13 protein-coding genes are annotated in these 12546 nt (G+C 68.3%); 3 read left to right on the forward strand and 10 right to left on the reverse strand.

What is annotated here, in order from left to right; genetic code table 11:
* Positions 1-87: 87 nt before the first annotated feature.
* Positions 88-801 carry an SDR family oxidoreductase gene (bdcA, locus tag CRT60_RS08230; protein ID WP_098735927.1) on the reverse strand — a complete coding sequence of 238 codons (714 nt, stop codon included), beginning with the start codon at positions 799-801 and terminating at the stop codon, positions 88-90.
* 73 nt (positions 802-874) lie between these two features.
* On the opposite strand from bdcA, the gene CRT60_RS08235 reads away from it, so the two are divergent.
* On the forward strand, positions 875-1477 hold the full coding sequence (locus CRT60_RS08235) for a TetR/AcrR family transcriptional regulator (protein WP_098735928.1): 603 nt from the start codon (positions 875-877) through the stop codon (positions 1475-1477).
* A 34-nt stretch (positions 1478-1511) separates the two neighbouring features.
* Here CRT60_RS08235 and CRT60_RS08240 read toward each other — a convergent pair whose 3' ends face one another.
* The 4 genes from CRT60_RS08240 to uxaC form a co-directional block, all read right to left on the reverse strand.
* Positions 1512-2432, reverse strand: a complete 921-nt coding sequence (locus CRT60_RS08240) for a sugar kinase (RefSeq protein ID WP_098735929.1) — start codon at positions 2430-2432, stop codon at positions 1512-1514.
* A gap of 43 nt (positions 2433-2475) precedes the next feature.
* The gene (locus CRT60_RS08245) at positions 2476-3465 is read right to left on the reverse strand and encodes a DMT family transporter (RefSeq protein ID WP_098735930.1); all 990 of its coding nucleotides are present in this window, start codon (positions 3463-3465) and stop codon (positions 2476-2478) included.
* 42 nt (positions 3466-3507) lie between these two features.
* Positions 3508-5043, reverse strand: coding sequence for a UxaA family hydrolase (locus tag CRT60_RS08250; RefSeq protein ID WP_098735931.1), 1536 nt, complete (start codon positions 5041-5043; stop codon positions 3508-3510).
* A gap of 187 nt (positions 5044-5230) precedes the next feature.
* Complete coding sequence (gene uxaC / locus CRT60_RS08255; protein ID WP_098735932.1) at positions 5231-6631, reverse strand: glucuronate isomerase; 1401 nt, start codon at positions 6629-6631, stop codon at positions 5231-5233.
* A gap of 320 nt (positions 6632-6951) precedes the next feature.
* Between uxaC and CRT60_RS08260 the strand changes: the two genes are divergently transcribed.
* Entirely contained in the window at positions 6952-7734 is a 783-nt protein-coding gene (locus CRT60_RS08260; RefSeq protein ID WP_098735933.1) for a GntR family transcriptional regulator, read from the forward strand.
* A 69-nt stretch (positions 7735-7803) separates the two neighbouring features.
* On the opposite strand, the gene CRT60_RS08265 is transcribed toward CRT60_RS08260, so the two are convergent.
* The 3 genes from CRT60_RS08265 to kduI form a co-directional block, all read right to left on the reverse strand.
* On the reverse strand, positions 7804-8187 hold the full coding sequence (locus tag CRT60_RS08265) for a cupin domain-containing protein (protein WP_098735934.1): 384 nt from the start codon (positions 8185-8187) through the stop codon (positions 7804-7806).
* Positions 8188-8254: 67 nt separating this feature from the next.
* Positions 8255-9013 (reverse strand): 2-dehydro-3-deoxy-D-gluconate 5-dehydrogenase KduD, encoded by a 759-nt coding sequence (gene kduD / locus CRT60_RS08270; protein ID WP_098735935.1) that lies wholly within the window; start codon positions 9011-9013, stop codon positions 8255-8257.
* 45 nt (positions 9014-9058) lie between these two features.
* A complete protein-coding gene (kduI, locus tag CRT60_RS08275; protein ID WP_098735936.1) occupies positions 9059-9895 on the reverse strand; it encodes a 5-dehydro-4-deoxy-D-glucuronate isomerase in 837 nt (278 codons plus the stop codon).
* A 236-nt stretch (positions 9896-10131) separates the two neighbouring features.
* Between kduI and CRT60_RS08280 the strand changes: the two genes are divergently transcribed.
* Entirely contained in the window at positions 10132-10578 is a 447-nt protein-coding gene (locus tag CRT60_RS08280) for a methylglyoxal synthase (protein WP_098735937.1), read from the forward strand.
* A gap of 16 nt (positions 10579-10594) precedes the next feature.
* On the opposite strand, the gene CRT60_RS08285 is transcribed toward CRT60_RS08280, so the two are convergent.
* Both CRT60_RS08285 and CRT60_RS08290 read right to left on the reverse strand, forming a co-directional pair.
* Positions 10595-11353, reverse strand: a complete 759-nt coding sequence (locus CRT60_RS08285; protein WP_109452420.1) for a GntR family transcriptional regulator — start codon at positions 11351-11353, stop codon at positions 10595-10597.
* 154 nt (positions 11354-11507) lie between these two features.
* Entirely contained in the window at positions 11508-12524 is a 1017-nt protein-coding gene (locus CRT60_RS08290; RefSeq protein ID WP_098735939.1) for an ABC transporter substrate-binding protein, read from the reverse strand.
* Positions 12525-12546: the final 22 nt, after the last annotated feature.

Here is a 12546-nt window from a genome sequence, read left to right on the forward strand (position 1 = left end):
AACGTCCCGGCCGTCATCTTCCGCGAAGGCGGGGAACGACGGCCGGGACGGGGCCGGCCTGGCTTCGGCGGGAATCGAACCCGCCGGTCAGGCGCCGAAGCCGCCGTCGATGGTCTGGAACGAGCCGGTGATCATCCCGGCATGCGGGCCGGCGACGTAGGCGGTCAGTTCGGCGACCTCGTCGGCGTCGATGTGGCGCTTGATCGCCATGAAGCTGTGCATGGCGGGCGCCATCGGCCCGTCGGCCGGGTTCATGTCGCTGTGGGTCGGACCGGGCTGGATGGCGTTCACGGTGATGCCGCGGTCGCCGAAATCGCGGGCGAGGCCGCGCACCATGCCCTGGACCGCCGCCTTGGTCAGGGCGTAGGCGGCCCCGCCGGCAAACGGCATGCGGTCGCCGTTGACCGAGCCGATGACGATGATGCGCCCGCCGTCGTTCATGCGCCGGGCCGCCTCGACCGCCGCGTGGTAGGGCGCGCGGACGTTGATGTCGATCATCCGGTCGACCGCGTCGGGATCGAAGGTCAGCGGATCGCCGAGGATCGCCGTGCCGGCATTGACGACCAGCACGTCCAGCGCGCCGCGGTCGGCCACCGTCGCGATCAGGGCGTCGCGGTCGGCGCTGTCGGTGCGGATGGCTTCCGCGCCGGTTTCGGCGGCCAGCGCCTCGGCGGCGTCCTTCGACCCCGCATAGGTGAAGGCGACCGTGCCGCCGGCCTTGGCGAAGCGGCGGACGATGGCCTTGCCGATGCCGCGGCTGCCGCCGAGGACCAGGATCTTGCGGCCGGTGAACTCACCCATGATGTGCTCCTTGATAAAATGTAGTGATCGCTATATAAATACAGGCAAGGGATTTGCGCAAGGAGAAAATATAGTGACCGCTACAGAAAATTCCGGGGCTCGCGGACGGCGGCGGTCCTTCGATGTGGACGAGGCCGTCGAGACCGCGATGAGGCTGTTCCATGCGCGCGGCTACGACGCGGTGGGCGTCGCCGAGCTGGGGGCGGAGCTGGGGATCAAGCCGCCGAGCTTCTATGCCGCCTTCGGCAGCAAGGCCGGGCTGTTCGAGCGGGCGCTCAAGCGCTATGCGGCGGGGGAAGCCAACATCTTCGCCCGCGCGCAGGCCGAGGGCGGCGGCATGGCCGAGGTGATCGAGCGCACGCTGCTGCTGGCGGCGCGGCTCTATCCGGAGCGCGATGGGGTGGCGGGCTGTCTGGTGCTCGACGGGGCGCGCAACAGCGCCGACCCGGAGGCGAGCGCACTGGCCCGGACGATGAGCAAGGCCGGCGTGTCGGCGATCCGCGACTTCATCGCCACGGAGCAGCCGGAACGGGCCGACGCGCTGGCGGACTTCGTTGCAATCACGATGAAGGGAATGTCGGCGGCGGCGCGCGACGGCATGGGCGAGGAGGCGCTTACCGTCGTCGCCCGGATGGCGGGCCGCGCCTTCCGCCGCGAACTGGCGGCGGAAGGGTAATGTCAGGCGTTCGAACCGAAGGAAAAGCGTCGATTCAGGCCGGCATGGCGTCGCGCGGGATGATGGCGCCGCGGTGCTGGATGACGGCGGCGGCCAGCTTGTGGGCGGCACGGGCGGCATCGGCCGGACCCTCGCCGCGCAGGCGGGCAGCGAGGTAGCCGGCGCTGAAGCTGTCGCCGGCCGCCGTGGTGTCGACCACCGTGGCGACCTTCTGCGCCGGCACCTCGACCGCCTCGCCATTCTCGATCACCACGCAGCCGGGCTGTTCCAGCTTCAGGACGATCTCGGCAACGCCGGCCTTGCGGACGCGGGCCAGCACGGCGTCGGCATCGGCGTCGCCATAGAGGTCGCGCAGGTCGGTGACGCCGGGCAGGGCGATGTCGGTCAGCGCCAGCATGCGGTCGAAGGCGGCCCGCGCGGTGTCGAGGTCCGGCCACAGGCGCGGACGCCAGTTGGTGTCGAAGGCGACCTTGCCGCCGCGCGCCCGCACCCGCTCCAGCACCTCGAACAGGCGCTCGCGGCCCTGTTCGCCCAGGATGGCGATGCTGATGCCGGACAGGTAGACGATGCCGTAGCCCTCCAGCGCCTTGGACAGCTCCGGCGTCTGGGGCAGGGCGAACAGCTCGCGCGCCGGAGCATTGTCGCGCCAGTAGAGGAAGCGGCGCTCGCCGCTGGCATCGGTTTCGATCAGGTAGAGGCCGGGCAGGCGGTTCGGCACGCGCAGGACATGCCCGGTGCCGACGCCTTCCGCCGCCCAGGCCGCCACCATGTCGTCGCTGATGCTGTCGTCGCCGAGCGCGGTGACATAGTCGACCGGCGTGCCCAGACGCGCCAGATAGACCGCGGTGTTCAGCGTGTCGCCGCCGAACCCCATGGTCAGCGACCCGTCCGGCCGCCGGAACATCTCGATCATGCATTCGCCGAGCGCGGCGACGCGGTTGGGCGTGTCGGTCATGCTTCTTCTCCACAAGCCGGGGATGGCCCCGGCAAATCCCAATTCAGGCAATAGAACGGCGTTCCCGCGCCCGCATCCGCTCGCGGTGCGCGGTGTAGAGTCCGCTGGCGATGATCACGCCGGTGCCGACGAAGGTCCAATGGTCGGGCACCGCGCCGAAGACGAGGAACCCCAGCGCCGTGGACCAGATCAGCTGGACGTAGGTGAAGGGCGCCAGCACCGAGGCCTCGCCCTGGCGGTAGGCCAGGATCAGCAGCCATTGCGCCGCCGTGTAGACCAGCCCGATGAAGGCCCCCAGCAGCATCTCCCACGGGGTCGGCCATGCCGCATGCAGCGGCAGCAGGGCCGTCAGGGCGATCAGGCCGGTGAGCGCGCTCCACACCATGGTGGTCAGCGGGTTCTCCTGCACCGTCATCTTGCGCGTCGCCACCAGCCCCAGGGCCCAGCTGAAGGCGGTCAGGATCGGCAGCAGCGAGGCCGGCTGGAAGCCGTCGGCCCCCGGCCGGATGACGATGATGACGCCGGCCAGCCCGACCAGCAGCGCCGCCCAGCGGCGGACGCCGACCTTCTCGGCCAGCAGCAGGATCGACAGCACGGTGACGAAGACGGGAGAGACGAAGCTGATCGCCGCGGCCTCGGCCAGCGGCAGATGCTGCATCGCCATGATGAAGAACAGCGCCGAGCCCAGCATGCCGAGGCCGCGCACCACCTGAAGTCCCGGCCGCGTCGTCTTCAGCACGCTCAGCGAGCCGCCGCGCAGAGCCAGCGGCATCACCAATGCTGTGAAGACGACATAGCGCATCCAGGCGATCTCGGCCGGCGGCAGGGTCCGGCCGAGATATTTCGCCGTGGCGTCGGAGCAGGACAGGCAGGCCACCCCCAGCACCACCAGCAGGATCGCCCGCATCGGCTCCGTGCCCTTGGACCCGGATCCGGTCTGCGGATTGACCGTCGGCTGGATCGGTGTCTGGGGCGCGTTCACCGGCGAGGGGCCGGAGTCGACACTGGTGGGCGGGGTGGAACTGTCGGGCATGGCGCCGGCTCGTCATCGGTCATGGTTAAGGGGGCGGACCCCTTACATAACCGCTCCCATCTGCCAAGGAGCAAATTCGTCGGCGCCGACGCCGAGTTCCTCGCTCTTGGTCTTGCGGCCCGACGCGGTGTCGAGCACCAACTGGAAGATCGCGCGGCCGATTTCCTCGATGGAGGCGTCGCCGGTGGCGATGGCGCCGCAATCGATGTCCATGTCGTCCGGCATCCGGCGGAACAAGGTGCTGTTGGTCGCCAGCTTCAGGCTCGGCGTCGGCTTGCAGCCGAAGACCGAGCCGCGGCCGGTGGTGAAGCACAGCACGTTGGCGCCGCCCGCCACCTGACCGGTCGCCGAGACGGGATCGTAGCCGGGCGTGTCCATGAAGACGAAGCCCTTGTCGGTGATCGGCTCGGCATAGCGGTAGACGGCGGTCATCGGGGTGGTGCCGCCCTTGGCGACCGCGCCCAGCGACTTCTCCAGGATGGTGGTCAGGCCGCCCTTCTTGTTGCCGGGCGACGGGTTGTTGTTCATCTCGCCGCCGGTGCGGCTGGTGTATTCCTCCCACCAGCCGATGCGCTCGACCAGCGCCTCGCCCACCTCGCGGCGGACGGCGCGGCGGGTCAGCAGATGCTCGGCGCCATAGACCTCCGGCGTCTCGCTCAGCACGGCGGTGCCGCCGTTGCGGACCAGCAGGTCGACGGCATAGCCCAGCGCCGGGTTGGCGGTGATGCCCGAATAGCCGTCGGAGCCGCCGCATTGCAGCGCCAGCGTCAGGTGGCTGGCCGGCAGGGTCTGGCGGGTGACGTCGTTGATCGCCGGCAGCAGCGCCTCGATCCGGCGGATGCCCTCGCGGGCCGCCGCGGCGGTGCCGCCCATGTCCTGGATGCCGATGGGGATGACGCGGGCGCCTTCCTCAAGGCCGGTGGCCTCCATCAGCTTGTCGATCTGGTTCACCTCGCAGCCGAGACCCAGCAGGATCACCGCGGCGAAATTCGGGTGGCGGGCATAGCCGGCGATGGTCCGGCGCAGCGTGTCCATCACCTCGCCGCTGCCGGCCATGCCGCAGCCGTAGCCGTGGGTGAGTGCCACGACGCCGTCGATGTTGGGATAGGCGGCGAGTGCCGACCCGCGGAAATGGTCGGCGATCATCCGCGCCGCGGTGGCGGAGCAGTTCACCGAGGTCAGCACGCCGATGTAGTTGCGGGTGGCGACGCGGCCGTCCGGGCGAACGATGCCCTGGAAGGTGGCGCGCTCGGCCTCCGGGATCGGCTCAACCGGCTGGACGTCGGCGCCGAAGGCGTAGTCGCGCTCGAAATCGCTGCCCATGCCCATGTTGTGGACGTGGACATGGTCGCCCGGCTGGATCGCCGCGGTGGCGAAGCCGATGACCTGATTGTATTTGCGCACCGGTTCGCCCAGCGCGATGGCGCGCACCGCGACCTTGTGCCCGGCCGGCACCGGCCCGGTGGTCGCGACGCCAGAAACCTCAGTGGGGCCGGGCAGGGCGGTGCCGGGCTCCAGGTCGGCGCCGGCGACGACGACGTTGTCGGCGGGGTGCAGGCGGATGGTCAGCGATGCCATGGGAAGATGTCCTTGAGGAGACGTGATGTTCCCTCTCCCGCCCCGGGAGAGGGAGGGGACCCACGAAGTGGGGAGGGTGAGGGGCTATCCGAACATGGATCTTCGATCCTTGGATCACCCCTCACCCTTCCCATGCTCCGCATGGGCCCCTTCCCTCTCCCGGGACGGGAGAGGGAGGTTCAGCCAATCACAGCTTGTAGGCGTTCTTGGCGAGGCGGTAGGCGAGGTCGACGGCCAGGTCCGCGGCCTCGTCCTCTTCCATCCGGTGCTCGGAGACCAGACGGGCGAGGAAGCTGCAATCGACGCGGCGCGACACGTCGTGGCGGGCCGGGATCGAGCAGAAGGCGCGGGTGTCGTCGTTGAAGCCGACCGTGTTGTAGAAGCCGGCCGTCTCCGTGATCATCTCGCGGTAGCGGCGCATGCCCTCGGGGCTGTCGTGGAACCACCAGGCCGGGCCGACGCGCAGCGCCGGGTAATGGCCGGCCAGCGGCGCCAGCTCGCGGGAATAGCTGTCCTCATCCAGCGTGAACAGGATGATGGTCAGGTCGCGCTCGTTGCCGAAGCGGTCGAGCAGCGGCTTCAGCGCCCGCACATACTCGGTGCCGCTCGGGATGTCGGCGCCCTTGTCGCGGCCGAAGCGCTGGAACACCACGTCGTTGTGGTTGCGGAAGCTGCCGGGGTGGATCTGCATGACCAGACCGTCCTCCAGGCTCATCCGCGCCATTTCGGTCAGCATCTGGGCGCGGAACAGCTCGGATTCCTCGGCCGTCGCGCCGCCGCGGCGCACGATGTCGAACAGCTTCTCGGCTTCAGGGCGGGCCAGATCGGCGGTGGCCGCCGTCGGGTGGCCGTGGTCGGTCGAGGTGGCGCCATAGCTCTTGAAATAGAGACGGCGGTCGGCCAGCGCGGCGAGATAGCCGTCCCAGGTCGCGGTGTCCTTGCCGGTGATGCGGGCCAGCTCGGCGAGGTTGTCGCGGAAGCCCTCGAACTCCGGATCGACGACCGGGTCCGGACGGAAGGCGGTGATGACCCGGCCCTTCCAGCCGCTCTCGCGGATCGCCTTGTGGTGCACCAGCGGGTCGAGCGGCGATTCGGTGGTCGCCAGCACTTCGAGGTTGAAGCGCTCGAACAGGGCGCGCGGACGGTATTCCGGCTTGCGCAGGCACTCTTCGATCTGGTCGTAGATGCGGTCGGCGCTGGCGGCGCTCAGGCGCTCGGTGACGCCGAACACCGTCTCGAAGGCATGGGTCAGCCACATCGAGGTCGGGGTGCCGCGGAACAGGTGCCAGTTCGAGGCCAGCAGGCGCCAGATGGCGCGCGAATCGGTCGAGGTCTCCCCGCCGTCCTTGCGCGGAACGCCCAGCTGCTCCAGCGGAATTCCCTGGCTGTAGAGCATGCGGAATGCATAATGGTCGGGCTTGACGAACAGGCTCGCCGGATCGGGGAACGCCTCATTCTGTGCGAACCAGGACGGATCGGTGTGGCCGTGCGGGCTGACGATCGGCAGGGCGGCGACTTCGCCGTACAGGCGGCGCGCGATGGCACGTTGCGTCGGGTCGCTCGGGAAAAGACGGTCGGGGTGAAGCATCGGAAGCCTCTACGCTGCAAGAGAAGGGCAAAAGCAGGGTGGGGAAAAGGCGGGGTCCGTGCGGGGGACCGTCCCTACCGGCTGGCCGTATAATATTAATATATCAGATCTGATTGCAAGCCCAATCGTTCCGCCGGAGGGGCATTCGGGCCGGTGAAGGCTGCGCCCAGTCGCCGCACCCGGCTCACAAGGAAAGCTGGCCACAAGGAAAACCGGCGATGGGTTTGACGTTGACGAAGAGGGGCGGCTAGATTGCTGGGGATGAGGAACATCTCGCGGGTGGCGGACCGCCGCCCCACGACATCTGTATGTTTGCCGCAATGGAGCCATCGGTGAAGAAGGTCGCGACGACAGAGGATGAAGGCGGCCTGACCTCCGCAGCCGTGCGCCGCAACGCGGCCCCGGCCGCCGCAGTGCGCCCGCCGCGCCGTGCCGCCACCGTCGCATCGCGCATCTACCGCGACCTGCGCGGCGAGATCGTCTCGCTGAAGCGCAAGCCCGGTGACGCCATCGCCGAGAAGCAGATCGCCGAGACCTATGGCGTCAGCCGCACGCCGGTGCGCGAGGCGGTGCTGAAGCTGGCCGACGAGGGGCTGATCGAGATTTTCCCGCAGTCCGGCACCTTCGTGTCGCGCATCCCGCTGGACGCCCTGCCGGAAGCCTTCGCCATCCGCAAGGCGCTGGAGGAGGCGACGGTGCGCTATGCGGCGGCACGCGCCAGCCGCAGCCAGATCGCGGCGCTGCGCGCCAATCTGGAATTGCAGCGCGAGATGCAGGAAACCGCCAACTATGAAGGTTTCCATCAGGCCGACGAGGCCTTCCATGCGCTGATCGCGGAGATCGCCGGCTATCCCGGCTTCTGGACGCTGATCCAGCAGACAAAGGTGCAGATCGACCGCTACCGCCTGCTGACCCTGCCGGTGCGCGGCCGCATCGCGGAGGTGATCGCCGAGCACACGGCCATCCTCGACGCGATGGCGGCGAACGACCCCGCCGCCGCCATCAAGGCGCTGGACGACCATCTGGACGATTTGCAGATCTCGGTCGCCGACATCCGCCGCGACTACCCGCGCTATTTCACGGCGCCGGGCGACCCGATCTGAGGGGGCCGATCTGAAAAGGCCGGGGCGCCGGGCCGGTCCGAAAACCGGCCTCCACCGCGACCGGGGGGGTTATTTCGCGTCGGCTTCGGCGGCGTAGGCCACCGGCTCGCCCAGGAAATCCTCGCGGATCGGCGTGAAGATGTCGAGCAGCACGCCCGGCTCCAGGGCCACCACGCCATGCAGGACGTTGGACGGCACCATATAGCCGTCGCCGGTGTTCAGCCGCTTGGTGCGGCCGTCGATGGTGACGTCGAAGGACCCCTTCTCCACCACGGCGCACTGGACATGGGGATGGCGATGCTGCGCGCCGATGGCGCCGGCCTCGAACTCCACCCGCACCATCATCATCGTGTCGTTGTAGCCGAGGATCTTGCGGCGCACGCCGTCGCCCAGATCCTGCCACGGGATGTCGTCCGCGGTCAGGAACACATCGGTCGCCGTTGCGGTGGTCATCGTCCGGTTTCCTCCCCCAATGAAAAGCCCTCCTCCGCCCGTAACGGGCGGGGAGGGCCGTTTTGCCTCAGCGCGCCAGCCAGCCGCCGTCGACCGGCAGGATGGTGCCGTGGATGTAGTCGGCGGCATCCGACGCCAGGAACACCGCCGGGCCGCCGATGTCGGACGGCATGCTCCAGCGGCCGGCCGGGATGCGGCCGAGGATCTCGGCGCTGCGGTTCTCGTCGGCGCGGAGCGCCGCGGTGTTGTTGGTGGCGACATAGCCCGGCGCGATGGCATTCACGTTGATGCCCTTGCCGGCCCATTCGCAGGCCAGAAGCTTGGTGATGCCGGCGACGCCGCTCTTGGAAGCGGTGTAGGACGGCACGCGGATGCCGCCCTGGAAGGACAGCATCGAGGCGATGTTGATGATCTTGCCCTTGCGGCCCGCGCCGATGGCGTAGCGGCCGAAGGCCTGGCAGAGGAAGAACACCGTCTTGATGTTGAGGTTCATCACGGCGTCCCAGTCGGCCTCGCTGAAGTCGACGGCGTCGGCGCGGCGGATCATCCCGGCGTTGTTGACCAGGATGTCCAGCCCGCCGAGCGTGGCGACCGTCTGCTCCACCAACCCCTGGACCGGGGCTATGGAGGTCAGGTCGGCATGGATGCCGAGGAACTTGCGGCCGGTCGCCTCGACCAGACCCTTGGTCTCGTCCAGCGACACCACGTCGACGGCGGCGATGTCGGCGCCGGCCTCGGCCATCGCCACGGCGATGCCCTGGCCGATGCCGGTGTTGGCGCCGGTGACCAGCGCCACCTTGCCGGTCAGGTCGAACGAAATGCTCATGGTCGGTTCCCGTTCTTATCGGTTGGTTTCAAATCGGGGGGCGCGTCAGCGCAGGCGGTCCATGGCGACGAAGTCCATGTCCGTGAAGTCCTGGTTGTCGCCGCCCATCGCCCAGATGAAGGTGTAGTTGCGGGTGCCGACGCCGGAATGGATCGACCAGGGCGGCGAGATCACCGCCTGCTCGTTGGCGACCACGATGTGGCGGGTCTGCTCCGGCTCGCCCATCAGGTGGACGACGCGCGCCTCTTCCGGCAGGTCGAAGTAGAAATAGACCTCGCAGCGCCGGTCATGGGTGTGGCACGGCATCGTGTTCCACATGTTGTTCGGCTTCAGCACCGTCATGCCCAGCACCAGCTGCGCGGTGCGGACCACGTCCGGGTGGATCATCTGGTAGATGGTGCGCTCGTTCGACTGGGCCGGATCGCCGAGATGCACGGCCTTGGCCTGGCCGATCGAGATCTTCATCGTCTCGAACCGGGCATGGGCGGGGGTGCTGTTCAGGTAGAACTTGGCCGGCTCGCGGCGGTCCAGGCTTTCGAAGACGACGTCCTGGCTGCCCATCGCGACATAGAGCGCGTCGCGCGGCGCCAGCTCATACACGGCACCGTCGACGGTGACGCGGCCGGCGCCGCCGACATTGACCACGCCCAGCTCGCGCCGGTCGAGGAAGTTGGGCGAGCCGATCTCCTTGGAGGACTCCAGCTTCACCGGGCCGGCGACCGGCATGGCGCCGCCGACCACGAAGCGGTCGATGTGGCTGTAGGTGAAGACGGTCTCGTCAGCCTCGAACAGGGTCGGGACGAGGAAATGGTCGCGCAGCGTCTCGGTGTCGAAGCCGCGGACCGCGTCGGGATGGGAGGCATGCCGGACGGAGATTTTCATGGGAAGGGTCCTTTTAAAATCTGTGCAGCCGGCGTCCCGGCAGGTCTGGCGCCATCATACTAATATACTAGTAAGCCGGGCAAGCTCTAATGATGGAGTGCCGGACATTTCAGGCGGCGGAGGGTGCGACAAAGTCGCTGGTCCGAAAGGGGAGTGCGGTAGGGTCGGAGGGGCCGCGTTGCGTCGGCCTCAAAGGTAATATATTAGTGAACGGTCTTCGCTCGGAGTGTCCAGTCATGTCCAGTCAGCAGCCCCGCAAGCGCATCGCCCTCGTCGCCCATGACGCCCGCAAGGCGGACCTCATCGCCTGGATCGGCGCCAACATCGAAGCACTGGACGGCCACGCCTTCTGGGCGACCGGTACCACCGGGCAGAAGGTGCGCGCCGCCCATCCCGGCCTGGACATCACCCCGTTGAAAAGCGGCCCGCTGGGCGGCGACCAGCAGATCGGCGCGATGATCGCGGAGGGGCGGATCGACCTGCTGGTCTTCTTCGTCGATCCGATGACCGCCCAGCCGCACGATGTCGATGTAAAGGCGCTGACCCGGCTGGCGACGCTCTACAACATCCCGATGGCCTGCAACGAGGCGACGGCCGACATGATCGTCTCCTCCGCCCATTTCGCCAGCGGCTACGCCCCGCGCGCCGCCAGCTTCACGGATTACGAGACGCGCAAGGTGTGAGCGTGGGCCTGCCCGCTCATTCCGTGAAATATTGCGGATAGCTCCGCCGGACCTCGGCGATGCCCAGCTGAAGGTCGGTCAGATGGTGGCGCAGTTCGCCCACCGCGCGGTCGGGGTCGCGGGCGGCGACGGCCTCGACGATGGCGCCATGTTCGGCCAGCGCCTTGTCCATCCGGCCGGCCGCCGGCAGGGTCAGGTGGCGGTAGCGGTCGACCTGCCGCTTCACCTGCTGGGTCACCGCCCAGAAGCCGGGATAGCCGGAGATCTCCGCCAGCAGGGCGTGGAACGCCTCGTCGGCCTCGTGGAAGCCGTCGAAATTGCCGGACTCCTTCATCTCGCGTTGGAGTTCCAGATTGGCGCGCAGCCGCGCCACCTGGCTGCCGCTCGCCTGTTCGGCGGCGTAGCGCACGGTGGCCTCCTCCAGCGCGCGGCGGATGGCGATGGCCTCCGGCAGGCCGCTGATCGGGATGCGGGCGACGAATGTTCCGGATTGTGGGAACACCTCCACCAGCCCTTCGTCGGCGAGCTTCAGCATCGCCTCGCGCACCGGCGTGCGGCTGACGCCATAGGTTTCCGCGACCTCCTTCTCGATCACCGGCTCGCCCGGCTTGCGCCGCAGGGAGACGATGTCGTCGCGCAGGTCGCGGTAGATGGTGCCCGAGACCGTGGCGCCGCGATGGGCGGGCCTTGCGGTGGCGCTGGCGGGCCGGCGGCGGCGGCGGCGCACCGGTGCGGCCACGGCCACCATGTTCGTATCGCCCGCGTTGGAATCCATGCTCGTCCCATTCAATTCATCGGCGCTCGATGCCAAGAGGCCGCGCTTACTAATATATCGCTGCGCGTCCGCAGGCGGAAAGTCTTTTGCCGCGTGAAATTCATGGGATGGGGAGCGGGCACGGCGAAGCGCCCACCCCCCGGAACCGGACCCCTTACAGCTTCGCCGCCGCGTCGAACACCGCGTGGCTGTAGGCGCCTTCCGGCTTCTTGGAGATCACCGGGGCTGACGCGCCCGACATCAGGATGCCGACGGTGCGGTCGAAATCGGCCGGGTCGAGATAGCCGGTGCCCTTGGCGCCGCCGTCGATCAGCTTGGCGACCTCCTGCATCATGGTGGTCTGGTGTTCCTCGGTCTGGGCGCCGGTGGTGTCGTTCTCCAGCACGATCTTCACCGCCTCGGCCTGGTTCTTGGCGGCGTATTCCCAGCCCTTGGCCGAGGCCTTGACGAACTTCGCCAGCTTCTCGACGATCTTCGGATCGGACAGCGACTTCTCGCTGGCGTAGAGGCCGTCCTCCAGCGTGGCGACGCCCTGGTCCTGATACTTGAAGATCGTCAGCTCGTCGGGCTTCATGCCGGCCTCGATCAACTGCCAATATTCATTGTAGGTCATGGTGGAGATGCAGGCCGCCTGCTTCTGCAGCAGCGGATCGACGTTGAAGCCCTGCTTCAGCACCTTCACGTCCGGGCTGGAGCCGGAGGTGGAGTAGCCCAGCTTGCTCATCCAGGCCAGGAACGGATATTCGTTGCCGGAGAACCAGACGCCCAGCGTGTTGCCCTTGAAATCCTTGGGATCCTTGATGTTGGCGTCCTTGCGGCAGGTCAGCATCATGCCCGACTTCTGGAACATCTGGGCGATGTTGACCAGGGGCACGCCCTTCTCGCGGCTGGCGAGCGCCGACGGCATCCAGTCGACGATCACGTCGGCGCCGCCGGCGGCGATGACCTGGGTCGGGTTGATGTCGGGGCCGCCGGCCTTGATGGTGACGTCCAGCCCGGCGTCCTTGTAGAAGCCTTTGGCCGCGGCGACGTAATAGCCGGCGAACTGGGCCTGGGTGACCCATTTCAGCTGGAGCGTCAGCGCATCGGCGGCGGCGGCCGGCGCGCCCCAGCCGGCGAGGCCGGTGAGCGCGGTGGCGGCGAGCAGGACGGCGGAGGCAAGGGTCTTCATCGCGTTCGATCCTCTTCTGGCT

The organism is Azospirillum palustre (assembly GCF_002573965.1).
Lineage (GTDB): Bacteria > Pseudomonadota > Alphaproteobacteria > Azospirillales > Azospirillaceae > Azospirillum > Azospirillum palustre.